A 23317-nucleotide genomic window follows, 5' to 3' on the forward strand; every position below is an offset into this window, starting at 1 on the left:
ATGCAGGTCACGTCCTGAGCTGCGTAGCACGCGGATCGGCGGACCCGGTAGCGTGAGCCGACGATTCACAAGGTCCCCCATTAGTAGGAGTCCCGGTGACGCAGAGTGGACGGGGCGAGGAGCCCTCGGCGCGACCCGCGCGCGAAGGCATCGTGCTGCCCTCCGACGGCGGTGAGCCGTTGCTGCCGGGCATGACCGGCGGGCAGGGCGGCGGGCCGACGCCGGTGCCGCCCACCCCGCCGACCACGCCCCAGCCCTCGGCACCGCCGGGCGGCCAGTCCTGGGGCAACCCGTGGGGACCCGAGCAGACCCCGCAGGCACCCTCCCCGCAACCGCCGGCCCCGCCGGCCCAGTCCTGGGGCACGCCGGCCGGCCAGTCCTGGGGCGGGCAGGAACCGCAGCAGTCGCAGCAGCCGTACCCGGGTGGGCACGCAGGTGCGGCGCCGTCGCCGGCGCCGTGGGGTGCGGCGCCGGAGGCCGGGGGTGCGCCGTCCCAGCCGCTGCCGGCGGAGGGCGTGTCGTACGGCGGCGGAGTGCAGGGCGCCCCGCACGGCACGTCGGCGTACGGCCATGGTGCGCCGGCCGGCGGATCGCAGCTGCCTGCGCAGCAGCAGTACCCGCAGCAGCCGCAGCCGCCGTACGGTCAGGGTGGCGGACCGTCGGCGCCGCTGCCTCCGGGCGGTGGCCAGGCGTACGGTGCTCCCGGCTTCGACGGCGCGCTGCCGCCTGCCCAGCAGGCCGGCCCGAGCGCGCCGATGCCGCCCGCCGCACCGCTGCCGCAGGCCGGTGCCGGTGGCTTCGGGGCGCCGTTGCCCCCGGCCGACGAGGGCGCCACCCAGTACATGCCGCCCGTCGCCGCGTCCCCCGCGTCCGGCGTGGATGAAGGAGCGACGCAGTACATCCCGCCGGTGGCGCCCGGGGCGCTGCCGCCCGAGGTGCCCGGTGAGAGCACGCAGATCCTGGGGCGGGCCCGGCAGGGCGGCGGCGCAGGTCCGCAGGGCGGCGCGATGCCGACGCCGGCCGGATCCGACGCCGACGCCACCCAGTACATCCCGCCGGTGACCGGGCCGCCGGGCGGGGCACCCCAGCCGGGGCCGGGGCGGCAGCCGCTCTCCGACTTCGACAACCTCTTCCGCAGTGAGCCGGGCGGTGCGGCCCCGGCCGGCGCCACGCAGCAGCTGCCGCGCTTCCAGCAGCCGCAGCCGCAGGGTGCGCGCGAGACCGGCTACTTCCCGCCCGGACCGCCCGGACCGCACGGACAGCCCGGACCGCACGGGACGAACGCCGATGACATCGGCGGGGGCGGCCGCGGGGGCCGTCGTACGGGATCCCGGGTGCCGCTCATGGCCGCGGTCGGGGTGGGCATCGCCGTCCTCGGCATCGGCGCGGGCGCGATGCTCGCCGGTGGAGGCGGGGACGAGCAGAAGGGCGGCGACGACAACCGGCCGGTCTCCGCGACGGCTCCGGCGACCGAGGGCTCCCCGTCGCCGTCCGAGGATCCGGCCGAGCGGCAGGCGATCGCCCTGGACAAGCTGCTGGCGGACAGCGGGGACAGCCGTACGGCCGTGATCAACGCGGTCGCTGCCGTGAAGTCCTGCGGCAACCTCGCGCAGGCCGCCACCGATCTGCGGGGCGCGGCCAAGCAGCGCAACCAGCTGGTCACCGACCTGTCCAAGCTCTCCGTCGACCAGCTCCCGAGCCACACCGAGCTGACCACCGCGCTGACCAAGGCGTGGCAGGCGTCGGCGTCCGCCGACAACCACTACGCGGCGTGGGCGGACCAGGTGGCGGCCAAGAAGAAACAGCTCTGCAAGAAGGGCCAGGCCCGCTCCACCAGCCAGACCCAGGCCGGCAACCGGGCCAGCGGCACGGCCAGCGAGCAGAAGAAATCGGCCGCGCAGCTGTGGAACGGCATCGCCAAGAAGTACGGGCTGACCGAGCGCCAGCCGACCCAGCTGTAGGGCGGCGGTGGCCGGGGCGCCGGGCGGTCAGTTCAGCTCGGCGCTCTGCAGCGTCCTGGTCACGTCGATGAAGTTCTTACGGGCCGCCACCAGCCTGCCCTCGCGTACGACCTGGAGGCTCACCTTGCGGTTGACCAGCCGGGGGTAGCCGACGGAGGCGAGGACGTCCTGGAACTTCCACTGGAGCGCCGGGGTGAGCCCACCGGTGGAGACCTTCAGGCCCTTGTTCAGGGCGCCGCGCACGGAGTCGGCGGTCACGGCGCCGTCGCCCAGCGACTCGACGACCTTCTTGAAGACCGTGTACGCGATCCACGTGGTCTGTACGCCGGCGTCCGCGGGGTCGATGCGGTTGTCGCCGAAGGCCTGCTCGCTGATCACCTTCTTCATCGGGTCCCACCGCGTGTCGCTCGCCACGGGGTACCAGCCGGTGATGTACGAGCCCTCGTAAGGGCTGGACGCCCCGCCGTTCGCGTTGATCACGGTCTGGTCGACGCTGCCGAGGACGGTGGCGGTGCGCACGTCGGTGTGGTTCTCGCGGGTGCGCCGGAAGGAGTCCATGAAGGTGGTGGTGCGGTCGCCGAGGGCGGGCACCACACAGCCGCGCTCGGTGAGGCCGGTCGTGGAGTACCTGAGCGCCCGCTCCGACTGGCTGTCGTACTCCGTGGCGTCCTCGGCGGCCAGCTGGTCGCCCGCGGCCGGGTGTCCGCCCGCGCGCAGGCCCGAGTTGAGCAGCGGCGGCAGTTCGTCGCCCGCGATGCTGTCGGGGCGTACCAGTGCGATGGGGCCGCAGGTGCGGGCCAGCTCCCGGCCGAGGCCGGCCAGGAGGGTGGGCTGGCCGCCGTTGACGGGGTAGGAGACCGGGCTGGTGAACTCGGCGTTGGTGATGCCGTAGCCGCCTATGTAGGGGATGCCGGCGCCCTCCAGCGAGGACAGGAAGGTGTCGCCGTACTGGCTGTAGGAGCCGACGACCGCGACGACGTTCTCCTCGATCGCGCGGTCGGCGCAGGCCGCGGCGGCCACGCTGTCGTTGTGGTCGTTGCAGGTGAGGACCTTGAGCTTGCGGCCACCGAGGCCGCCGTGGGCGTTGATCCAGCGCGCGTAGGCCTGGGCGAGGGCGGGCATGCCGGGCTTGTTGGTCGACTTGGTGTTCTGCGGCGCCCAGGTCATCACGGTGATCGTGTCATCCCCGGAACCCCCCGTGGTACCGGGGATGACACCACATCCGGCGGCCAGCGACGCACACGCCACCAGCGCCGCCGCGGTGCGTGCGGAGGCTCGGACGGGCCGGTTGGTGATCGTGGGGAGGACGGTGCTGCGGGTGCGTCGCCTGCCGGTCATGGATACGCACGATTCCGCCACACCACTAACCCTGGCGTGACCCTTGGTTATGGTTCAGTGACGGCAAGGTGAATTGCGGGGGTCGGTGAGACACCTGTGAGGGGGAACGTACGATCGATGACCGTGCAAGGTTCGGATAGCTCTTCCCGTCGCGGCCGTCGCTCCTCCACCATGGGCGGCATGCCACTCAACGACATGCCGTGGTGGCGCTGGCGCAGCAATGTGCGCTCCGCGCTGCACATGCTCTCCGATCCGGTGTTCCAGCGGGACGTCTGGCTGGCCGGTGTCGACGGGTACGGCGACGTCACCGACGCCGTCTACCGCCTCGTCGAGGACACCTGGCTGGACAACTGGTCCGCTGAGAAATACGTAGGGACGATCTTCCGCGACTCGCAGGAGGCGGCGCTCGTCGACACCGCCGTGCTGCGGGTGCTGCGGATCATGCACCAGGTCGGGCCGGACGCGCAGGTCTCCGCGTACCTGGAGAACCAGGGCTGGCCGGAGGCGGTGCGGGCGGCTCGGGACGCGCATGTCCGGATGTCCATGGCCGACGGCGAGGACCCGGACGCGCCGCCGCGCACGCTCGAGGTGCTGGCGATCATGACGCGGTCCGCGTAGGCGGTTCGCGTGGGGGTCTGAGGCGGGTTCGCGTGGACGGTTCGCTCATGCGGTCCGCGTGACGGACGACTGTCCCCGGGGCGGGGCGGATATGGGAACCTGTCCTGCATGAACCAGCAGTCCACCCGAGCCGCGGTCCCCGCCGACCAGTACGTCCTCACCCTGTCCTGCCCCGACAAGCAGGGCATCGTGCACGCCGTGTCGAGCTACCTCTTCATGACCGGCTGCAACATCGAGGACAGCCAGCAGTTCGGTGACCACGACACGGGACTGTTCTTCATGCGGGTCCACTTCTCGGCGGACGCGCCGGTGACGGTCGACAAGCTGCGGGCGAGCTTCGCGGCGATCGGGGACTCCTTCCAGATGGACTGGCAGATCCATCGGGCCGAGGAGAAGATGCGGGTCGTGCTGATGGTCAGCAAGTTCGGGCACTGTCTGAACGACCTGTTGTTCCGCGCCAGGATCGGGGCGCTTCCTGTGGAGATCGCCGCCGTGGTCTCCAACCACACCGACTTCGCCGAACTCGTGGGGTCGTACGACATCCCCTTCCACCACATCCCGGTGACCAAGGACAACAAGGCGGAGGCGGAGGCGCGGCTGCTGGAGATCGTGCGGGAGCAGGGTGTCGAGCTGGTCGTGCTCGCCCGGTACATGCAGGTGCTCTCCGACGACCTGTGCAAGGCGCTCAGCGGGCGGATCATCAATATCCACCACTCCTTCCTGCCGAGCTTCAAGGGTGCGAAGCCGTATCACCAGGCGCACACGCGCGGTGTGAAGCTGATCGGCGCGACGGCACACTATGTGACGGCCGACCTCGACGAGGGGCCGATCATCGAGCAGGAGGTCGAGCGGGTCGGGCACGACGTGACGCCGGACCAGCTGGTCGCGATCGGGCGCGATGTGGAGTGCCAGGCGTTGGCTCGGGCCGTCAAGTGGCATGCCGAGCGGAGGATTCTGCTGAACGGGCGGCGGACGGTCGTTTTCGCCTAGGAGCTCGGGTTCAGCTGTTTCGGGGCGGCTGCGGGCGGTCTGTGATTGCTCGCGCCCACGCGGCGGAGCCGCAGATCGATACAGCACCGCGCCCCACCGCGCCCCTGGTTTTAGGGGCGCGGGGAACTGCGCGACCAGCCCCCACTCGGCCGCGGTCGGCCACGGGCCCCCGCCCGCCCCTACATCCGGCTCAAGCTCGCCGCCGCCAACAGCACATCCTTGATCGCGGCGCGGTCACCCATCTGCCCCGCCGCGGCCTCCGCGGGAGACACATGCCCCGCGGCCAGTCGGCAGAACTCCGCGCCGTCCAGGGCGACGTGAGCCACCTCGTGCTCGGCAGAGCCCACCGCCGCGGGGGAGTCCAGCGGGATGAGCCACTCCCCGCCACCCGAGCCCTCGATCTCCAGGCGGAGACTACGGCCGGGCTCTCCCGCGGGGGCGAGGTGGCGACCCGGTGGCGGCGCGGCCAGCCCCGCGCGGCGGCGGGCCGACAGCACCGTCGGCAGCAGGCGGGCCGCCAGGGCGACCATCTGGTGCAGATCGCTGCCGGACGGCGGCTCGTACGGGTAGTCCACCGCCTCGGCGATGTCCTCCGCGTGCACCCAGCACTCGAAGGCACGGTCCAGCATCGCGTCCCGCAGCGGCAGCTCGAAGTCGCCGTACGGCACGGCGAGTCTGCCCGCGCCGCCCCCGTCGCCGCCGGCGAAGGACACCGTGCGGACCAGGGCGTGCGTCTGCTCCCGCCAGGGCGCGCGGACGGCCCGGGTCGGCGGGAAGTGCGAGGCGCGCCAGTAGGCGTCCGTGCGCGCGGCCGGGGTCGGCCGGTCCGCGGCCACGTCGCCCATCGGGTCCTCCAGGCCCAGCGCGACGGCCACCAGCCCGTCGACCGTCAGCAGATGCGCGATGACCCCGGCGACAGTCGTACGGCGGCTGGTCGGCTCGTCCTTCTCGAACCACCGCAGCCGCACGGGCGCGTGCCACTCGGCGTCCCCGAAGTCCTGGAGCAGGGCGTCGAGGCGGGCCGTCTCGGCGTCGTACGGCGTCGCCCACCCGGGCACCGGGATGCGCGGTGGGCGCCGCTCCAGGCAGCCCTCCAGGACGCGGGCGCGCAGGGCGGGGTCCAGGTCGAGGCTCTCGGCGGGATGCAGCAGGCCGACGGCCTCGCGCAGCCGCCGCGCCTCGTCCGCGCAGACACCGCAGTCACCGAGGTGTTCCTCGACGGCCGCCGTCTCCTCCGGCGAGCAGGCGGCCAGCGCCCACGCGCCGAGCAGCGCCTTCAGTACGCGGTGTTCGAGAACGAGAGGTGCCGCCGGGCGCGGTGCCGGTTCGCCGAGGTCGGTCAGGGTGGGCAGCGGGCGTCCGGTGTCCTCGACGGAGGCGCGCGGGAGCGGTATGTGGGGCGGCTGGTCCGGGGGCGGCCCGGGGGTGAGGTGCCGGCCGTCGTCGTTGCCGCCGCCGCTCATGCCGTCGGCTCCGCGGGCGGTGTCCCCGAAGCCGTCCTCCCCGTTCCCCTCGATCTGCCCGGGCTCCCCGGCCCCCTCCGGCTTGCCGGTCTCCCTGCCCTCGCCGCTCTCCTTGCCCTCTCCAAGATCGTCGTCCGGGTCCTTGTCCGGGAACCGCTGTGCCTCGTTCACGCAGCGCCCCCGTATCCCGGCGGCGCCCCCGGCGCGGCTCCGGCGTCATGGGCGGTGGAGAGGAGTTGCAGGCCCAGACGGAGACGGCGGCGGGCCTCGTCCTCGGTGACGCCGAGGTCGGCGGCGGTCTGGCGGTAGTCGCGGCGCTGGAAGTAGGCCAGCTCCAGGGCGGCGCGCAGGGGGACGGGCATGGACTGCACGATGTAGTCGGCGCGGGCGGCGACCGAGGCGTGCCGCACCTTGCGCTCCAGTTCCTCGGAGGAGCCCTCGCCGCCGGCCCGGGCGAGGGCGGCGGTCTCGGTGGCGCGCAGCCGCTGTACGGCGAGGCGGTGGGTCAGCGTGGCGACCCAGGAGCGCAGCGGGCCGTGCTTGGGGTCGTAGCTGTCCGGGTGCTCCCAGACGTGGGCGAAGACGTCGCGGGTGACATGGTCGGCGGCGCGCTCGTCGGCCAGCACGGTGTGGGCGAGGCCGTGGACGAGCGAGGCGAAACGGTCGTACAGCTCACCGAGGGCGGCCGCCTCACCGCGGGCGAGCCGCTGCTGCATCTTGCGGTCCCAGCGGGGCGGTGCGTCCTTCTTCGCCATACGGCCCCCCTCACCGGTCCGTCCTGTCCAGCGTGCGTCCTCCGTCCCCCCGAATGTAGTCGGCACGTCAGACAGCGCACGCCCCTTTGTCGCAATGTGCGCCCCTTGTAGAGCCATGGCTGGTGACACACCTCGCTCCCGTGATAGAGGGCCTCACGCTCGGATCGGCGAGGAGCCTCGGTCGGACCCGCACCGGGCGGCTACCCGCCCACCGTCTGATCAGACTCGATCGAACAGGATCGAATGCGATTGAAACAAGCCTTTTCTGATCGGTGACCGTTTTCTGACGGGTGTTTCAGGGAACAGCCGCTGGGCAGCCGCGCTGCAAGGAAGCGTAGGTGTCGCTTCCGGTTCGGCGAGCGAGGGGCGTGGTGGTGACCTTGAAAGTGACCGGTGGCGAGCGAGGCGACTGGGCTGTGCTCCAGGTTTCCGGCGAGCTGGATCTGGTGACCTCGCCGGTGATGCGTCAGCACATCCATGACGTGGTGGCCGAGGGGCGCCACAGCCTTGTCCTCGACCTGTCCGAGGTCCTGTTCTGCGACTCCAGCGGCGTCGGCGTCCTCATCGCCGCCCGCCGTCTCATCCGCTCCTGCCAGGGCAGCCTGCGGCTGATACTCCCGGCGCAGGGTGCGGCGGACGGGTCGCACGTCAACCGGGTCCTCGGGGCGCTGGGAGTACGCCGGCTCTTCGAGGTCTACCCCGACGTGACGGCGGCGGTCGCGGACGACGCCCGGCCGCTGTCGGCCTGAACAGGCGCGATCACCGTCGGTTGTGCCACACAGTTGTCCCGGAATTCCCCCGGTCCTGGCACAACCGCCGCTTTCCCGCGCCCGGACGCCCCCCGGCGTCGTACGCTCCGAGGGAGGCCGAGAGCCTCGCATTCCACGTGACGTAAGGCGGCCCGATAAGACATGGTCAGCAGCGAGTACGAGCGCCGGAGCGCCGCCCGGTTCGCCACCTTCGACCAGGACGGCAACGGCTATATCGACCGGGAGGACTTCAGCGCGGCGGCCAAGGCGCTGCTCGCGGAGTTCGGCATCGCCGCCCGGTCCGACAAGGGCCAGGCGCTGTACGGCGGCGCGGAGGCGTTCTGGCAGGGCATGGCCGGAATCGCGGACCGGGACGGTGACCAGCGCATCACCCGCGAGGAGTTCGTGAACGGCGCGGTCAAGCGGCTGCGGGACAACCCGGACCGGTTCGCCGAGATCGCCCGCCCCTTCCTGCACGCCGCCCTCGACCTGGCCGACTCCGACGGTGACGGAGCCGCCACGGTGGCCGACACCGTGCGCGTGCTCGGCTGCCTCGGCGTCCAGCCGGAGGTCGCTCAGGCGGCCGCCGCCTCGCTCGACGCCGACGGCGACGGCAAGGTGGCCGAGGGCGAGATCATCACCGCGTTCGCCCGCTACTTCACCGTCCCCGAGTGATCCCCGCGATCCCTACGCACCCGAGAAGCGCTCCCTGAGCCTGTACTTGAGCACCTTCCGCAGGGTGTCGTTGCGCGGCAGGGCGTCCACCACCTCCAACTGCTCCGGCAGCTTGTGCGTGGACAGCCCTTCCCCGCGCAGATACGACGTCAGCGCCTCCAGCGTCAGCGGCCCGGCGCCCGCCGGCTGCTCGACGACCGCGCACACCCGTTCCCCGCGCTCCGGGTCCGGCAGGCCGATCACGGCGACGTCCCCCACCGCGGGATGCCGGTGCAGCAGATCCTCGATCTCCTTGGCCGAGATGTTCTCGCCCTTGCGGATGATCACGTCCTTGAGGCGCCCCGTCAGCACCAGATGCCCGCTGTCGGTGAGGTGCCCGAGGTCGCCGGTCCGCAGGAACCCCTCCTCGTCGAAGGCCGCCGCCGTCTGCGCCGGGTCCAGATAGCCCTGGCACACCGCCTCCCCGCGCAGCCGCACCTCCCCCTCGACGATCCGTATCTCCATCTCCCGCGGCGGCCGTCCCTCCGTCGTCGCCAGGTTCTCCGCCGTGTCGTCCGGCGCCCCCATCGTGATCATCGGCACCTCGGTCATGCCGTACCCGTGGGTGAGCCGCACCCCCATCTCGCGCACCACGGAGTGGTACAGCTCCGGCGGCTTCGGCGCCCCGCCGCCCGCCAGCAGCCGCAGTGAGGGCACCGCCTTCGTGCCGTCCGGCTGCCTGCGCTGCTCGTTCAGGAACATCGAGTAGAACGCCGTCGACCCGCCGGCGATCGTCACACCGTGCCGGCGGTAGCCCTCCAGTGCCTCCGGCAGCGCGAACTGCTCGAACATCACCGCGGGGAAGCCGTACAGCAGGACCATCACCATGTAGTCCGGGCCGCCTATGTGCGCGTACGGGAAGGCGATCGACCCGATGTCCTCGGCCGTCGGACGCAGCGCGTGCGCCAGGCAGGAGCCGCCCGCGATCAGCGAGCGGTCGGTGTGCAGTACGCCCTTGGGGTCGGACGTCGTGCCCGAGGTCCAGTAGATCCAGCGCACCGAGGTGCCCTCGGCGGGCGGTGGGGGCAGGTCCGACGGATCGCCGTCGGGCAGGGTGTCGTACGCCTCGAAGACCCCCTTCGCGCCCAGCCGTCGCGCCATCGCGGTGTGGTCGAAGCCCCGCCACACGCCGGGCACCGCGAAGAACTCCGCCTTCGACTCCCGCAGCGCGAAACCGACTTCGCGGTCCCGGTAGAACGGGATGACCGGCGACTGCACGGCGCCGAGGCGGGCCAGCGCGAAGGACAGCAGGGCCGTCTCGAAGCGGGTGGGCAGCTGCCAGGCGACGACCGTGCCGGGGCGTACGCCCATGTCGTACAGGCCGGCCGCCACGCGCTCGGCACGCGCGCGCAGGTCGCCGAAGGACAGGGTGCGGTCGTCCTGGAGGAGAGCGGGGCGGTCGGGGGTCAGCTCGGCACGGCGTGCGACCAGTTCCCAGAGTGTGCGCGAGGAACTCAGGGCGTGTGCGGTGGCGTTCACGACGACCCCCTAATGCTGACGATGTGTCAGATCGTGCGGAGAGCGTAAGGCCCGGTGCCTTGTCGGTCCAGGGGTGCGGGGCTAGCCTGCGGATGAATCTGACGGATCGTCAGGCAGGTGGTGGATGAACCTCACGGACACGCCCGAGGAGGAGGAGTTCCGGGCGCGGCTGCGGCAGTGGCTGGGCCAGGCCCTTGCGGCGCTCCCGCCGAAGCCGTCGCCCGACGACTGGCCGGGACGCCGCGCCTACGACCTCGGCTGGCAGCGCAGGCTGTACGACGCGGGGTACGGCGAGGTCCACTGGGGCGCCTCCCCGACCCTGCGGCTGATCTTCCTGGAGGAGACCGAGAAGGCGGGCGCACCCTATGTGGGGGCCAACTTCGTCGGGCTGCTACACGCGGGGCCGACCATCGCGGCCGAGGGCACCCCCGGGCAGCGGGAGCGCTGGCTGCCGCCGATCCTGCGCGGGGACGAGGTCTGGTGCCAGGGCTTCAGCGAACCGGACGCCGGATCCGACCTCGCGGCGCTGCGCACGCGCGCGCGTAGGGACGGTGACCACTATGTGGTGACCGGGTCCAAGATCTGGACCTCCCACGCCGAAGTGGCCGACTGGTGCGAACTGTTGGTCCGCACCGACCCCGACGCGCCCAGGCACCGCGGGATCAGCTGGCTGGCCATGCCCATGGACGCGCCGGGCGTCACCGTACGGCCGCTGCGGACCCTCGCCGGGTCGGCCGAGTTCGCCGAGGTGTTCCTCGACGAGGTGCGGGTGCCGGTCGCCAACCGGGTCGGGGACGAGAACGACGGCTGGCGCGTGACCATGGTGACCCTGTCCTTCGAGCGCGGTACGGCCTTCGTCGGCGAGGTCGTCGCGTGCCGGCGCGCGCTGCGCGAACTCGCCGTCGAGTCCCGCAAGAACGGACGCTGGGACGATCCCGCACTCCGGCGCCGGCTCGGGCGGCTGAACGCCGAGTTCCGGGCGCTGTGGCGACTGACGCAGTGGAACGTGAGCGAGGCGGAACTGAGCGGAGGGGTGCCCGGCGTCGGGGGTTCGGTTTTCAAACTGAGGTATTCGCACGCCCGCCAGGAGCTCTACGACGCCGCCGCCGACGTCCTGGGGCCCGAGTCCCTCGACCTCGACCGGCCGTGGGTGCTCGACCGGCTGTCCTCGCTGTCGTACACCATCGCCGCCGGCACCTCGCAGATCCAGCGGAACATCGTGGCCGAGCGGATCCTCGGGCTGCCGAAGGGGCGGTGACGGATGCGCTTCCAACTGACCGACGACCAGGCCGCGTTGCGCGACGGCGTACGGGAGATGCTTACGCGGCGTTTCGGCCCGGAGGCGCTCAGGGCCGCCGTCGAGGAGCCCGGCCGCCTGGACCGGGCGCTGTGGCGCGAGCTCGGCGCCGCCGGGTTCTTCGCGCTACGGCTGCCGGAGGCGCGCGGTGGCGTCGGACTCGGGCTGCCCGAGGCGGTGTTGGCCTTCGAGGAGGCGGGGCGGGCGCTGCTACCGGGGCCGCTCGTGGCCACCCACCTCGCGGCGGGCGCGGTACCCGGCGCGGCCACCGGGGAGACGGTCGTGACGGCCGTCGGGAACGGGCTGGCGGAGTGGCTCGCGCAGGCCGACGTCGTTCGGGGGGACGGGGGCGCGGTGGGGGCCGTACCGCTGCGGTCGGTCGACCCGCTGACGCCGCTGCACCGGGTCCCCAGCGGCATGGGCATGCCGCCCGTCGCCGTACTCCTCACCGCGGCCGAACAGTTGGGCAGCGCCACACGCGCGTGCGAGCTGGCCGTGCAACACGCCCGGACGCGTGAGCAGTTCGGGCGGCCGATCGGGGCCTTCCAGGCGGTGAAGCATCTGTGCGCGGAGATGCTGGTGCGGACGGAGACGGCCCGTGCCGCCGTCTACGCGGCGGCCGTCACGGCCGACCCGGCGGACATCGACACCGCACGCCTGCTCGCCGACGAGGCCGCCGTGCGCGGTGCCCGCGACTGCCTCCAGGTGCACGGCGGCATGGGGTTCACCTGGGAGTTCGAGGTCCACCTGCATCTGAAGCGGGCGTGGGTGCGAACCCATCGTGCGGGGTCCACTACGGAGAGTGAGGAGAATCTCGCTGCCGAACTTCTCGCGGATCCGGCCTGAAGGTCGCTGGTCTGCGGTGTCGCCGACGTCCCCGGCGCGGATGTCGCGGATTGTGGCATACCGGAATTACGGAGCGTTGATATCGGGTTGTGTCCTACGCGTGACTCGTCACGGCCTGGAGTCGGCCGTCCGCTCCGGTACCTTGTGTGAGATGCGAGTGGTTCCGAGCACGAGCCATCCCGGAGTTGCCCTTGAGGCGGCTCCGGATCCGGCGGTGCGCGCCGCTGTTCGCAGGGCGGGAGGGCGTTCTGTCCCCGCCTGTTCGACTCCCCACGACAAGCGTCGCACAGTATGCCGCAGGGGTACTCCTTCGCGCTGGAATATGCCCGAAGCGCTTGTTGGGGTGACTGTACGTCAACCATGCTGTCAGCTAAGGGATTCACGTTCCGTGACCCTGGCTTTGGCCATTGTTCTGGCCATGAAAAGAATGGCTAGGATCGTGGCCCTCGTGAGGCGCGGGGCTATGTGTCCGCCGGTTCGGATGGTGTGAGCGGTGCAGGTGCTTCAAGTGCAGCTGGAGATCCGGCCCGACCCCGCTGAGGTGGGGCGAGCCCGGCGGTGGGCACGCTCGCGGCTCGCCGGGTCCGGGATAGAGGTCGACGAGCCGCTCGCCGAGACGCTGATCCTGCTCGTCTCCGAACTGGTCACCAACGCCGTGGTGCACACCGGCTGTCCGGCCGTGCTCCGACTCTCCCTGCCGGGCGTGGCCCAGGACCACGCCACCGTACGGCTCGAGGTGGCCGACCGCAGCGGCCGGGCGCCGGTGCCCCGGTGTGCCGACGGTGACGCCACCGGCGGCCGTGGACTCGCCCTCGTCGACGGTCTCGCGGACCGGTGGGGCTGGAGCGCCGAGGGTGCCGGCAAGCGCATCTGGTGCGAACTGGACCGCGGCGCGGAGTCGTCGACGTCCGCCTCCGCCTACGGGAGCGGAGTGTCGGCGTACGAAGGGCTCGCGTACGAGGCGGTGTGACGTCCGTACAGGTGTCTGTGCGGCGGTGTGACGGGCGCACGGATGCGCTGACGCATGTGAAGCGGTGTGACGGGCGCGCGGCGTGACCATTCCGCCGGATCCGGTGCACGGTTGCAGGGGGCGCTGCCCGCCCGGTTCCGAGGAGCTTCGGTGCGCCCGGGCATGCTTCCGTGCGCGGCCTTCTGCAAATAGGGCGTAAGTAACAAATCCCCGACCGGGTGTTGACGCCGCGTGTCCGGTTGATCACGCTTGTGGTCAGCGATTCGCCGCGAGGGGACGACGAGGGCTTCGGTGACGGAGGCCCTCGCCGAGTGTGGGTCGTGATTCGGCGTCGTTCTCCGAGGGCCAGGAGGGCCGGGGCGGGTACGCCGGAGTCGGATGGCGGCGCGCGGTGCCGTGCTCGGGGCGGATGGGGGCACCCCCTGCTCGGGCGGTAGCCGGGAGTGGGGAAGCCGCGCCGCCAGCCGACCTCGTGGAAGGGCTCAGAGCAGGGCCACGGGTGCGACGGGAGTCCCCGTGCCGCCGACGAACGGCTCGGGCATCGCGGACAGCAGGAACGCGTACCGGCCCGCTTCTCCACAGGCTGTGGACAACTCTTCGAGATTCCAGTTCTGCCCCTGGAGCATCCCCATCTCGACCAGGTCGAGCGCGTGCACCGGCAGCCACAAATCCTCCGTCTCCGGCGGAAAGATCTCAAACGTGAGCGTGTCATTGGCCACGGCCGCCACGTCGCGCGCGTGGAACCACTCGGGCGTACGGATCGACAGACCCGGCGAGGGATAGCCGTACGCGTGCTTATCGCCCGCGAGATACACCTGGACCTGCCCCGTCCGTACGAGCACGATGTCGCCGACACGCACGCGCGTGCCCGCCAGTTCCTCGGCCGCCTCCAGGTCCTCCGGCGTGACCGCGTGCCCGCCGTCGAGCCGCGGGACGCCACGCGCGCGGGCCACGTCCAGCAGCACCCCGCGCGAGACGATGTGCCGCGCCTTGTCGATGCCGCTGAACTCGGCGCCGCCGTGCGGGGTGATGGTGCCGGCGGGGCGGCCGTTGTAGATCCGGCCCGAGTGCGAGACATGGGTGAGGGCGTCCCAGTGGGTGGCGGCCTGCAGGCCCATGGTCACGGCGTCGTCGCTGCACGCGACGGTTCCCGGGCCGAACAGCTCCTGGTTGATCTGCACCATGGTGTGCAGCGGGTTCACCCGCCCCGGGATCATCCCGGTCTGCACGCCGTCCTGCTGAAGGGGCAGCGCGAGCGGGACGCGACGGCCGCTGCGGACGCAGGCGGCCGCCTCGCGGACCACCTCGTCGGTGATGAGGTTCAGGGTGCCGATCTCGTCGTCGGCACCCCAACGGCCCCAGTTGTTCACGCGCTTGGCGATGTCGTGGAACGCGTCCGGCAGTGACATGAGTCCCTCCCCGGGGCTTGTCTCCGCGTATCTGACGGGTCGTAGAATCGAGTCGAATCTAACGGACCGTCAGAAACTGCGGGAAGGGGCCGGGGCATGGGGAACTTCTTGGCAGGCAAGGTCGTCGCCGTGACGGGCGCGGGGCGGGGGATCGGACGGGCCGTCGCGCTCGCGGCCGCCGCCGAGGGGGCGCGGGTCGTCGTCAACGACTACGGGGTGTCGGTGGACGGCGCCTCGCCCACGAGCGAGGTCGCCGAGGCCGTCGTCAAGGAGATCGAGGCGGCGGGCGGCGAAGCGGTCGCCGTCGCCGACGACGTGTCCACCATGGCCGGCGGGCAGCGGGTCGTGGACGTCGCGCTGTCGTCGTACGGTCGGCTCGACGGGGTCGTGTGCGTCGCCGGGATCCTGCGCGAGCGGATGCTGTTCAACATGACCGAGGAGGAGTGGGATCCGGTGGTCGCCACTCATCTGAAGGGGACGTTCACCGTGTTCCGGGCCGCGTCGGCGGTGATGCGGCGGCAGCGGGCGGGGACCCTGATCGGGTTCACCAGCGGGAATCATCAGGGGTCGGTCTCGCAGGCCAACTACAGCGCGGCGAAGGGCGGGATCATCTCGCTCGTGCGGAGCGCCGCGCTGGGGCTGCACAAGTACGGGGTGACCGCGAACGCGGTGGCGCCGGTCGCTCGTACGCGGATGTCGGCCAACGTGCCCATGGAGCTCGCCGAGATCGGGGAGCCGGAGGATGTGGCGGCGTTGGTGGTGTATCTGCTGTCGGACTCGGCTCGGGAGTACGGGGTGACGGGGCAGGTGTACACCGTCGCCGGGGCGAAGATCGCGGTGTGGGCGCAGCCGCGGGAGCTGCGCTCCGCCTATGCCGAGGGTTCCTGGACGCCGGAGCGGATCGCTGAGGTGTTGCCGGGGTCGGTGGGGGTGGATCCGATGCCGATGTTGGAGCGGGTGGAGGGGATGGAGAGGGCCGCACGGTTGGGGTCTCGGCCGAACGCCCAATAGCTCGGGGCTTGGTTGTGGGCGGCTGCGGGTGTGTTGGGGCTGGTCGCGCAGTTCCCCGCGCCCCTGAGGGGGTTGCAGTTGTCCGGCGTTGAGAGGAGAGGGCAGTGGACTTTGCGTTCGGCGCTGAGGATGAGGCGTTCCGCATGGACGCGCGGGCGTGGCTCTCCGAGCATGTCGCAGGCGCTCAGGACCGTCGGACCTGGGAACGGGCCCTCGGGAAAGCCGGGTGGATCGGGCTCGGGTGGGGGGAGGGTGGGTTCGGGAACCGGGTTGCCACGCTTACTCAGCAAGTGGTGTGGGCCGAGGAGTACGCGCGGTCCGGGGCGCCGCCGCGGTCCGGGCATATCGGGGAGAAGTTGTTGGCGCCGACGCTGCTGGCGCACGGGAGTGAGGAGCAGAAGGCGCGCTTTCTGCCGCCGATCGCGCTCGGGGAGGAGCTGTGGTGCCAGGGGTACAGCGAACCCGGGGCGGGGTCGGACCTCGCCGGGGTGCGGACCAGGGCCGAGCGGGCCTCGGACGGGGCGTTCCGGGTCACCGGGCAGAAGATCTGGACCTCCCTGGCCCATGAGGCGGACTGGTGCTTCGTGCTGGCGCGCACCGAGCCGGAGTCGCGTCGGCATCACGGCCTGAGCTTTCTGCTGGTCCCGATGGACCAGCCGGGGCGCATCGAGGTGCGGCCCATCCGGCAGATGACCGGGACCAGTGACTTCAACGAGGTCTTCTTCGACGGCGCGCACGCGGAGCATGTCGTCGGTGGCGAGGGCGCGGGGTGGAAGGTCGCCATGAGCCTGCTCGGGTTCGAGCGGGGGGTGTCCACGCTCGCCCAGCAGATCGGGTTCGCGGGGGAGTTGGCGCGGGTCGTGGGCATGGCGGTGCGATCCGGTGCGGTGCGGGATCCGGTGCTGCGGGACCGGCTGGTGCGGCAGTGGGCCGAGTTGCGGGTGATGCGGTGGAACGCGCTGCGGACGTTGGGGGGTTCGGGTGGCCCGGGGGCGCCGAGTGTGGCGAAGCTGCTGTGGGGCGGCTGGCATCAGCGGCTCGGAGAGCTGGCGATACAGGTGCGGGGCGCCGCGGCGGGCGTGGGACCGCGGGAGTGGACGCCCTCGACGCCGTACGAACTCGACGACGCGCAGCATCTGTTCCTCTTCTCGCGCGCCGACACGATCTACGGGGGATCGGACCAGGTTCAGCGCACGATCATCGCCGAGCGGGTGCTCGGTCTGCCCAGGGAGCCCAAGGGGGTCGTCTGATGCGCGCGGTGATGTACGACGGCAAGCGGGTCGAGGTCGTGGACGATCTGGAGGTGCGGGACCCCGGGCCGGGCGAGGTGCTGGTCGCCATCTCGGCGGCCGGGTTGTGTCACAGCGATCTGTCGGTGGTGGACGGGACCATACCTTTCCCTGTTCCTGTGGTGCTCGGCCATGAGGGTGCGGGAGTCGTGGAAGCGGTGGGTGTGGGCGTCACCCATGTCCTGCCCGGAGACCATGTGGCCCTGTCCACGCTGGCCAACTGCGGTGTGTGCGCCGACTGCGACCGGGGGCGGCCGACCATGTGCCGGCACGCCATAGGGCGGCCGGGGCGGCCGTTCCGGCGGGGTGAGCAGGCGGTGTTCCAGTTCGCGTCCAACTCCGCGTTCGCGGAACGGACCGTGGTCAAGGCCGTGCAGGTGGTGCGGATCCCGAAGGACATCCCCCTGCCGTCCGCCGCGCTGATCGGGTGCGGGGTGCTGACGGGAGTGGGGGCCGTCCTCAACCGGGCGAAGGTGGACCGCGGGGACAGCGTGGTCGTGATCGGTACGGGCGGCATCGGGCTCAACGTCCTTCAGGGCGCCCGGATCGCGGGTGCCCTGCGGATCGTCGCGGTCGACGCGAATCCGGCGAAGGAGGCGGTGGCCCGGCAGTTCGGGGCGACCGACTTCCTGACCTCGACCGAGGCCGTGCGGGAGCTGCTGCCGACGGGGGCCGACCATGCCTTCGAGTGCGTGGGGCGGGTCGAGCTCATCCGGCAGGCGGTCGATCTGCTGGACCGGCACGGACAGGCGGTGCTGCTGGGGGTTCCACCGGCCGGAGCCGAGGCATCCTTCGTCGTGTCCTCCATGTACCTGGACAAGTCGATCCTGGGCTGCCGGTACGGGTCGTCGAGGCCGCAGCGGGACATCGCGCTGTACGCCGACCTGTACCGGGACGGGCGGCTGTTGCTGGACGAGCTGGTGACGCAGACGTATCCCGTGGAGGAGTTCGAGCGGGCCGCGGCGGACGCGGAGGCGGGGAAGGTGGCTCGCGGAGTGCTCACTTTCTGAGGGCCCTGTTGCTGGGCGGGCGTCATCGAGCCGAGGCTTCCTGGCCTCACGACGCCCGCCGGCGACGCGTTTACACGTTTTCCACAGGCCCGGAAATCGGCTGCCGTGTTGTCAGTGGCGGCGCCTACCGTCATCCCATGACCTATCGAGACGTCGCCTCCAGGCAGGTCCTGATCTGGGCCTGCACCGCCGTCGCCTCCCGCATGCCGGTCGCCATGACGCCGTTGGCGCTGGTGTTCCTGGTGCGGGAGCGGCCCGGCGGCTACACCCTGGGCGCGGCTCTCGCGGCGGCCTATGTGCTCGGGGAGATCCTCGGCGCCCCGGTCCTCGGGATGCGGCTGGACCCGGCTCGCGGCCGACGGCACCTGGCGCTCGGGCTCGCGGGCGGGACGGTCGGGTTCGTGGGACTCGGGGTGCTGGCCGGGGCGCATCCGGTCGTACTGGGGGCGTTCGCGTTCCTGGCCGGTGCGGCACCCGCGGCGGTCGCCGGTGGCCAGCGGGCGCTGCTGACCTCACTGGTCCCGGAGCGGGCCGTGGCGCAGGCGCTGTCCATCGAGTCGATGCTGATGTCCGGCGTGTGGGCCGTTTCCCCGGTCGCGGTCGCCGGCCTCGCCCTCGGGGTGGCGCCCCGGGTGCCGCTGCTCCTCGCGGCCGTCCTCATGGCGGCGTCGATCACCGGCCACTGGCTGCTGCCCGCGGGCTGGGCCAAGGGCGAACAGGACGAGGAGGCGGGCCGGACGAAGACCCGCGTGCTGATACGCGCCTGGCCGGTGTACGTCACGGGCGCGGCCAGCCTCACCCTCCTCGGCCTCGCCGAACTCACCCTGCCCGCCCTGCTGGAACAGCGCGGTATCGGCGTCGGCTGGTCCGGGCCGATGCTGGCGGGCATGGCCGTGGGCGCGGGGCTCGGGGCGTTCCTGTACGGCATGCGGTCGTGGCCGGGACGGCTGCGCAATCGCAGTGTGGTGCTGATGTGCGTGATGTCGGTGTTCGTGACGCTCGCCGCGCTGATACCGGGCGCGGCCGGGATCGCGGTGGCCCTCGTCCTCGCGGGCACCGTGCAGTCCGGCGCGCTGATCACCCGCAACCTGTCGCTGCGCGAGGCCCTGCCGCCCGGCATCCTGGCCGCGGGCTACGCCATGATGTACGCGGCGGCGGGCGCGGGCTACGCGGCGACGGGTTCCCTCGCCGGCGGTCTGCTCCAGGTGGTGGCGCCGTCCACGGCGATTCTGGCCGGGGTGGCGGTGACCCTGCTGCTGACGGCGCTCGGCTGGTGGGGGGAGGCCCGCCGGGACCGCTCAAGTGCCGCTGGTGACCTGGACGTCGGCGTTGTTCGCGGCGCGGAAGGTGCGCCGGTAGCTGGTGGGTGTGACGCCGAGCGCAGCCTGTAGGTGCTGGCGCATCGACTGGGCCGTACCGAAACCGGCGTCCCTGGCCACCTGGTCGACCGACAGGCCCGTGGACTCCAGGAGGTGGCGGGCGCGTTCGACCCGTTGCTGGGTGAGCCACTGGCCGGGGCTGATGCCGACCTCCTCGCGGAAGCGGCGGGTGAAGGTGCGCACCGACATGGCCTCCTGGTCCGCCATGTCCCGCAGCTGGATCGGCTCGTGGAGACGGCCCAGGGCCCAGGCGCGGGCGGTGGTCGTGGACGCCTGCTGCGGGTCGGGGACCGGGCGGTGGATGTACTGGGCCTGGCCGCCGTCCCGGTGGGGCGGTACGACGGTGCGGCGGGCCACCTCGTTGGCGACGGCCGTGCCGTGGTCGCGGCGGACCATGTGGAGGCACAGGTCGATCCCGGCCGCGACACCGGCCGAGGTCAGCACGTCGCCGTCGTCGATGAACAGGACGTCCGCGTCGACCTCGACCTTCGGGAACAGCCGCTGGAAGCGCTCGGCGTCGGCCCAGTGCGTGGTGGCCGGGCGGCCGTCGAGCAGACCGGCGGCGGCCAGGACGTAGACACCCGTGCAGATGGAGGCGAGCCGGGTGCCGGGGCGGACGTGGGCGAGCGCGGCGGCCAGCTCGTCGGTCAGCACGCCCTCCTCGAAGACCGGGCCGAGTTCGTACGACGCCGGGACGATCACGGTGTCGGCGGTGGCCAGGGTCCGTGGCCCGTGTTCCACCTGGATGGCGAAGTCGGCGTCCGTCTGCACCGGGCCGGGCGGCCGGATCGAGCAGGTGACGACCTCGTACAGGAGCCGCCCCAGCGCGTCCCTGGGGCGGCCGAAGATGCGGTGCGGGATGCCCAGCTCGAAGGGGAGCAGGCCGTCCAGGGCCAGGACGACGACGCGGTGCGGGCGGAACTCCGGTTCGCGCTCCTCATGCTCCGGTTCACTGCTCATGGCCCGATCCTAACGAATGCTGTCCTTCGGGCCAATGGCTTCGTGGCGGCGCAGGCCCGAAGCTCGTTGTCGTGACGCAGACAACCGAAGCCTCCGCCGCCACCGTCGACCAGTCCCCGCCGACGCCGGGCCGTCCCCGCGTCCATCGCGCCTGGTTCGTCGCCGCCGTCGCCTTCGTGACCATCCTCGGCGCCGCCGCCTTCCGCTCCCTGCCGGGGCTGCTCATCGACCCGCTGCACGAGGAGTTCGGCTGGTCGCGCGGCACGATCGGCGCCGCCGTCTCCATCAACCTGGCCCTCTACGGCCTCACCGCCCCGTTCGCCGCCGCGCTGATGGACCGCTTCGGCATCCGGCGCGTGGTCGCCTGCGCGCTCGTCCTGATCGCGCTCGGCTCGGGCCTCACGGTCTGGATGACGGCGGCCTGGCAGCTGCTGCTGTGCTGGGGCCTGCTGGTGGGCCTCGGCACCGGCTCGATGGCGCTGGCCTTCGCCGCGACCGTCACCAACCGCTGGTTCACCGAGCGGCGCGGTCTGGTCACCGGCATCCTCACCGCCGCCTCGGCCTCCGGCCAGCTGATCTTCCTGCCTCTCATGGCCCTGATGGTCGACGACGGCAAATGGCGCCCGGCCGCCGTCACGGTCTCCCTCGCGGCCCTCGCCGTCGTCCCCTTCGTCCTCCTGCTGCTGCGCGACCACCCGGCCGACGTCGCCCTGAAGCCGTACGGCGCGAAGGAGTTCGTGCCCAAGCCGCCCCCGGTGCCGGGTGCCGCCCGCCGCGCCGTCACGGTGCTGCTCAAGGCCGCCCGCACTGGCCCCTTCTGGCTGCTCGCCGGCACCTTCGCGATCTGCGGCGCCTCCACCAACGGCCTCGTCCAGACCCACTTCGTGCCCGCCGCCCACGACCACGGCATGCCCGTCCCGGCCGCCGCCTCGCTGCTCGCGGTCATCGGCGTGTTCGACGTGATCGGCACGATCGCCTCCGGCTGGCTCACCGACCGCTTCGACGCCCGCCGTCTGCTCGCGGTCTACTACGCCCTGCGCGGCGTCTCGCTCCTCTTCCTGCCGATGCTGCTCGCGCCGAGCGTGCACCCGCCGATGCTCTTCTTCATCGTCTTCTACGGCCTCGACTGGGTCGCCACCGTCCCGCCCACCGTCGCCCTGTGCCGGGAGCAGTACGGCGAGGACAGCGCGATCGTCTTCGGCTGGGTCCTCGCCTCCCACCAGGTCGGAGCGGCGCTGGTGGCCGTCCTCGGCGGGGTCGCGCGCGATGTCTTCGGCGCGTACGACGTGGTCTGGTACGCGTCGGGTGCCCTGTGCGCGGCGGCGGCGCTGATGGCGCTGGTGATCCGGCGGCGGACGGCTCCCGTGTCGACGGTGGCGGTCTAGGGAGTGTTTCCCTAGCGGAGGCCGGGAAGCGTCTGGATGAACCGCCCCTTGTGGAACAGCAGCGGCGCCTCGTCCCCGTCGGTCGCCCCCAGCGCGTCCACCCGTCCCACGACGATGAGATGGTCGCCGCCCGTGTGCACCGCGTGGATCGTGCAGTCGATCCACGCGAGCGCGCCCGCGAGGCGGGGCGAGCCGGACACGGGGGCCGCGTCGTAGGTGACCCCCGCGAACTTGTCCGCGCCGCTCACCGCGAAGGCACGGCACAACTCGCCCTGGCCGGCGCTCAGGACGTTCACGCAGAACACGCCCGCGCGGGCGATGCGCGGCCATGTCGTCGACGTACGGCCGACCATGAAGGCGACCAGGGGCGGCTCGAGGGAGAGGGCCGAGAAGGACTGGCAGGCGAAACCGGCGGGGGCGGGGGCGGAGCCCGGGGCTGCGGCTGGGGTCCCTGTCGGGACGGGGGCTTGAGGGTCGTCGGTGGTGCCTGGTGCCGTGACAACGGCCACGCCCGTGGCGAAGTTCCCGAGCACCCTCCGGAACTCCGCCTGCCCGACCGGCGCCCGCTCGTCCTCGCCGACACAGCGCAACGCCGGGCGCGGCAACGCCTCCACGGGCGGTGCGTCGGCCGACCTGAGGTAGCGGACGGCGGCTGCCGCCATCCCTGCGTGTCCCATCACACCGACCATTGAAGCTGACGGACCGTCAGATTGGAAGGGGTGTGAGGCCGGGAGGGAAGGTGAGGTCGGCAGGAGCGGTGCGGTCAGAGGGAGATGTCGGGCCCGTCGAGGTGCTCGCGGGCGCTCATCGCCCCTTGTACTCGGCGCTCCTGCGCTCCACGAAGCTCGCCACGCCCTCCTGCGCGTCCTCCGTCGTCATGTTGATCTCCTGCGCGGCCGCCTCCGCCGCGAAGGCGGTGGCGCGGTCGGAGTCGAGGGAGGCGTTGACGAGCTGCTTGGTGAGGGCGAGGGCGCGGGTCGGGCCGGTGGCGAGGCGCTCGGCCCAGGTGCGGGCCGTCTTGTCCAGCTCCCCGTCCGGAACGACACGGTTGACCAGCCCGAGCCGCTCCGCCTCGGCGGCGGTGAGCGCGTCGCCGAAGAACATCAGTTCCTTCGCCCGCTGGGGGCCGATCAGGCGGGGCAGGAGATAGGCGCCGCCGCCGTCCGGGACCAGGCCGCGGCGTACGAACACCTCGATGAACCTGGCCGATTCGGCGGCCAGCACGAGGTCGCAGGCGAACGCGAGATGCGCGCCGAGACCGGCCGCGGTGCCGTTCACCGCCGCGATCACCGGCTTCTCGCAGTCGAGGACGGCGGCGATGAGGCGCTGGGCACCCAGCCGGATCGTGCGGGCCACGTCGCCGGGGACGCGGTCGCCGGCCGCCCGCTCACCGGCCGCGTGCTCACCGGCCCCCCGTCCACCGACCGTCGGCGACCCACCGCCCCCGCCCCGCAGATCCGCCCCCGTGCAGAACCCGCGGCCCGTGCCGGTCAGGACGACGGCTCGCACGGCCGGGTCCGCGGAGGCGTCGGCGAGCAGTTGGATGATGCGTTCGCGCTGGTCAGGGGTGATGGCGTTGAGGGCTTCGGGGCGGTTGAGGGTGATGCGGCGGACCTGATTGTCAGTGGCGTGCAGTACCAATGACTCAACGGAATTTCCGGACACACGGGGGGAACCAGGCATGTTCACTTCAT

Annotated in this window: 21 protein-coding genes; 13 read left to right on the forward strand and 8 right to left on the reverse strand. The window is 72.1% G+C overall.

Going from position 1 to position 23317, the window contains the following annotated elements:
* The first annotated feature begins 95 nt into the window (after positions 1-95).
* Entirely contained in the window at positions 96-1961 is a 1866-nt protein-coding gene (locus ACFZBP_RS22645; RefSeq protein ID WP_391415544.1) for a hypothetical protein, read from the forward strand.
* A 27-nt stretch (positions 1962-1988) separates the two neighbouring features.
* Here ACFZBP_RS22645 and ACFZBP_RS22650 read toward each other — a convergent pair whose 3' ends face one another.
* Positions 1989-3299: an ABC transporter substrate-binding protein gene (locus ACFZBP_RS22650; protein WP_391415546.1), complete on the reverse strand. Its 1311-nt coding sequence runs from the start codon at positions 3297-3299 to the stop codon at positions 1989-1991.
* A 117-nt stretch (positions 3300-3416) separates the two neighbouring features.
* Here ACFZBP_RS22650 and ACFZBP_RS22655 point away from each other — a divergent pair, with 117 nt between their 5' ends.
* Complete coding sequence (locus ACFZBP_RS22655; RefSeq protein WP_383447443.1) at positions 3417-3917, forward strand: hypothetical protein; 501 nt, start codon at positions 3417-3419, stop codon at positions 3915-3917.
* Positions 3918-4025: 108 nt separating this feature from the next.
* Positions 4026-4907: a formyltetrahydrofolate deformylase gene (purU, locus tag ACFZBP_RS22660; protein ID WP_383447446.1), complete on the forward strand. Its 882-nt coding sequence runs from the start codon at positions 4026-4028 to the stop codon at positions 4905-4907.
* A gap of 179 nt (positions 4908-5086) precedes the next feature.
* On the opposite strand, the gene ACFZBP_RS22665 is transcribed toward purU, so the two are convergent.
* Together ACFZBP_RS22665 and ACFZBP_RS22670 are read right to left on the reverse strand one after the other, a co-directional pair.
* Positions 5087-6370: a zf-HC2 domain-containing protein gene (locus ACFZBP_RS22665; RefSeq protein WP_391416086.1), complete on the reverse strand. Its 1284-nt coding sequence runs from the start codon at positions 6368-6370 to the stop codon at positions 5087-5089.
* A gap of 167 nt (positions 6371-6537) precedes the next feature.
* Positions 6538-7125 (reverse strand): sigma-70 family RNA polymerase sigma factor, encoded by a 588-nt coding sequence (locus ACFZBP_RS22670; protein WP_391415549.1) that lies wholly within the window; start codon positions 7123-7125, stop codon positions 6538-6540.
* Positions 7126-7493: 368 nt separating this feature from the next.
* Between ACFZBP_RS22670 and ACFZBP_RS22675 the strand changes: the two genes are divergently transcribed.
* Both ACFZBP_RS22675 and ACFZBP_RS22680 read left to right on the forward strand, forming a co-directional pair.
* Complete coding sequence (locus tag ACFZBP_RS22675; RefSeq protein WP_062722412.1) at positions 7494-7874, forward strand: STAS domain-containing protein; 381 nt, start codon at positions 7494-7496, stop codon at positions 7872-7874.
* Positions 7875-8036: 162 nt separating this feature from the next.
* Positions 8037-8549 (forward strand): EF-hand domain-containing protein, encoded by a 513-nt coding sequence (locus ACFZBP_RS22680; RefSeq protein WP_383447452.1) that lies wholly within the window; start codon positions 8037-8039, stop codon positions 8547-8549.
* Positions 8550-8561: 12 nt separating this feature from the next.
* Here the strand turns inward: ACFZBP_RS22680 and ACFZBP_RS22685 are convergent, their stop codons facing one another.
* Positions 8562-10067 carry a class I adenylate-forming enzyme family protein gene (locus tag ACFZBP_RS22685; RefSeq protein WP_383447454.1) on the reverse strand — a complete coding sequence of 502 codons (1506 nt, stop codon included), beginning with the start codon at positions 10065-10067 and terminating at the stop codon, positions 8562-8564.
* 124 nt (positions 10068-10191) lie between these two features.
* On the opposite strand from ACFZBP_RS22685, the gene ACFZBP_RS22690 reads away from it, so the two are divergent.
* From ACFZBP_RS22690 to ACFZBP_RS22700, 3 genes are all read left to right on the forward strand, one after another.
* Positions 10192-11325 (forward strand): acyl-CoA dehydrogenase family protein, encoded by a 1134-nt coding sequence (locus ACFZBP_RS22690; RefSeq protein ID WP_383447457.1) that lies wholly within the window; start codon positions 10192-10194, stop codon positions 11323-11325.
* A gap of 3 nt (positions 11326-11328) precedes the next feature.
* Positions 11329-12210, forward strand: coding sequence for an acyl-CoA dehydrogenase family protein (locus tag ACFZBP_RS22695; protein WP_391415552.1), 882 nt, complete (start codon positions 11329-11331; stop codon positions 12208-12210).
* A 508-nt stretch (positions 12211-12718) separates the two neighbouring features.
* Entirely contained in the window at positions 12719-13180 is a 462-nt protein-coding gene (locus ACFZBP_RS22700; RefSeq protein ID WP_383448509.1) for an ATP-binding protein, read from the forward strand.
* 482 nt (positions 13181-13662) lie between these two features.
* Here ACFZBP_RS22700 and ACFZBP_RS22705 read toward each other — a convergent pair whose 3' ends face one another.
* Positions 13663-14589 (reverse strand): cyclase family protein, encoded by a 927-nt coding sequence (locus ACFZBP_RS22705; RefSeq protein WP_383447466.1) that lies wholly within the window; start codon positions 14587-14589, stop codon positions 13663-13665.
* Between the two features lie 96 nt (positions 14590-14685).
* Here ACFZBP_RS22705 and ACFZBP_RS22710 point away from each other — a divergent pair, with 96 nt between their 5' ends.
* From ACFZBP_RS22710 to ACFZBP_RS22725, 4 genes are all read left to right on the forward strand, one after another.
* Positions 14686-15600: an SDR family oxidoreductase gene (locus ACFZBP_RS22710; RefSeq protein WP_383447470.1), complete on the forward strand. Its 915-nt coding sequence runs from the start codon at positions 14686-14688 to the stop codon at positions 15598-15600.
* A 104-nt stretch (positions 15601-15704) separates the two neighbouring features.
* A complete protein-coding gene (locus ACFZBP_RS22715; RefSeq protein WP_383447473.1) occupies positions 15705-16850 on the forward strand; it encodes an acyl-CoA dehydrogenase family protein in 1146 nt (381 codons plus the stop codon).
* A complete protein-coding gene (locus ACFZBP_RS22720; protein WP_391415556.1) occupies positions 16850-17899 on the forward strand; it encodes an alcohol dehydrogenase catalytic domain-containing protein in 1050 nt (349 codons plus the stop codon). Before ACFZBP_RS22715 ends, ACFZBP_RS22720 begins: the two co-directional genes overlap by 1 nt.
* A gap of 137 nt (positions 17900-18036) precedes the next feature.
* Positions 18037-19290, forward strand: coding sequence for an MFS transporter (locus ACFZBP_RS22725; RefSeq protein WP_391415558.1), 1254 nt, complete (start codon positions 18037-18039; stop codon positions 19288-19290).
* On the opposite strand, the gene ACFZBP_RS22730 is transcribed toward ACFZBP_RS22725, so the two are convergent.
* Positions 19198-20238: a GlxA family transcriptional regulator gene (locus ACFZBP_RS22730; protein WP_383447481.1), complete on the reverse strand. Its 1041-nt coding sequence runs from the start codon at positions 20236-20238 to the stop codon at positions 19198-19200. The two genes, ACFZBP_RS22725 and ACFZBP_RS22730, sit on opposite strands and share 93 nt — an antisense overlap.
* A gap of 71 nt (positions 20239-20309) precedes the next feature.
* Here ACFZBP_RS22730 and ACFZBP_RS22735 point away from each other — a divergent pair, with 71 nt between their 5' ends.
* The gene (locus ACFZBP_RS22735) at positions 20310-21623 is read left to right on the forward strand and encodes an MFS transporter (protein ID WP_391415561.1); all 1314 of its coding nucleotides are present in this window, start codon (positions 20310-20312) and stop codon (positions 21621-21623) included.
* An 11-nt stretch (positions 21624-21634) separates the two neighbouring features.
* On the opposite strand, the gene ACFZBP_RS22740 is transcribed toward ACFZBP_RS22735, so the two are convergent.
* Both ACFZBP_RS22740 and ACFZBP_RS22745 read right to left on the reverse strand, forming a co-directional pair.
* Positions 21635-22300, reverse strand: coding sequence for a flavin reductase (locus ACFZBP_RS22740; RefSeq protein ID WP_391415563.1), 666 nt, complete (start codon positions 22298-22300; stop codon positions 21635-21637).
* Positions 22301-22427: 127 nt separating this feature from the next.
* Positions 22428-23306, reverse strand: a complete 879-nt coding sequence (locus ACFZBP_RS22745; protein ID WP_391415565.1) for an enoyl-CoA hydratase-related protein — start codon at positions 23304-23306, stop codon at positions 22428-22430.
* Positions 23307-23317: the final 11 nt, after the last annotated feature.

This window comes from Streptomyces sp. NPDC008086, from assembly GCF_042957325.1.
Taxonomy (GTDB): Bacteria; Actinomycetota; Actinomycetes; order Streptomycetales; family Streptomycetaceae; genus Streptomyces.

What these genes read in the sequence shown, in the direction of transcription:
- ACFZBP_RS22650 (WP_391415546.1), bottom strand. Translation starts at nt 3,299, where the DNA reads ATGACCGGCAGGCGACGCACCCGCAGCACCGTCCTCCCCACGATCACC.
- ACFZBP_RS22655 (WP_383447443.1), top strand. Translation starts at nt 3,417, where the DNA reads ATGACCGTGCAAGGTTCGGATAGCTCTTCCCGTCGCGGCCGTCGCTCC.
- purU (WP_383447446.1), top strand. Translation starts at nt 4,026, where the DNA reads ATGAACCAGCAGTCCACCCGAGCCGCGGTCCCCGCCGACCAGTACGTC.
- ACFZBP_RS22665 (WP_391416086.1), bottom strand. Translation starts at nt 6,370, where the DNA reads ATGAGCGGCGGCGGCAACGACGACGGCCGGCACCTCACCCCCGGGCCG.
- ACFZBP_RS22670 (WP_391415549.1), bottom strand. Translation starts at nt 7,125, where the DNA reads ATGGCGAAGAAGGACGCACCGCCCCGCTGGGACCGCAAGATGCAGCAG.
- ACFZBP_RS22680 (WP_383447452.1), top strand. Translation starts at nt 8,037, where the DNA reads ATGGTCAGCAGCGAGTACGAGCGCCGGAGCGCCGCCCGGTTCGCCACC.
- ACFZBP_RS22690 (WP_383447457.1), top strand. Translation starts at nt 10,192, where the DNA reads ATGAACCTCACGGACACGCCCGAGGAGGAGGAGTTCCGGGCGCGGCTG.
- ACFZBP_RS22695 (WP_391415552.1), top strand. Translation starts at nt 11,329, where the DNA reads ATGCGCTTCCAACTGACCGACGACCAGGCCGCGTTGCGCGACGGCGTA.
- ACFZBP_RS22705 (WP_383447466.1), bottom strand. Translation starts at nt 14,589, where the DNA reads ATGTCACTGCCGGACGCGTTCCACGACATCGCCAAGCGCGTGAACAAC.
- ACFZBP_RS22710 (WP_383447470.1), top strand. Translation starts at nt 14,686, where the DNA reads ATGGGGAACTTCTTGGCAGGCAAGGTCGTCGCCGTGACGGGCGCGGGG.
- ACFZBP_RS22720 (WP_391415556.1), top strand. Translation starts at nt 16,850, where the DNA reads ATGCGCGCGGTGATGTACGACGGCAAGCGGGTCGAGGTCGTGGACGAT.
- ACFZBP_RS22725 (WP_391415558.1), top strand. Translation starts at nt 18,037, where the DNA reads ATGACCTATCGAGACGTCGCCTCCAGGCAGGTCCTGATCTGGGCCTGC.
- ACFZBP_RS22730 (WP_383447481.1), bottom strand. Translation starts at nt 20,238, where the DNA reads ATGAGCAGTGAACCGGAGCATGAGGAGCGCGAACCGGAGTTCCGCCCG.
- ACFZBP_RS22740 (WP_391415563.1), bottom strand. Translation starts at nt 22,300, where the DNA reads ATGGGACACGCAGGGATGGCGGCAGCCGCCGTCCGCTACCTCAGGTCG.
- ACFZBP_RS22745 (WP_391415565.1), bottom strand. Translation starts at nt 23,306, where the DNA reads ATGCCTGGTTCCCCCCGTGTGTCCGGAAATTCCGTTGAGTCATTGGTA.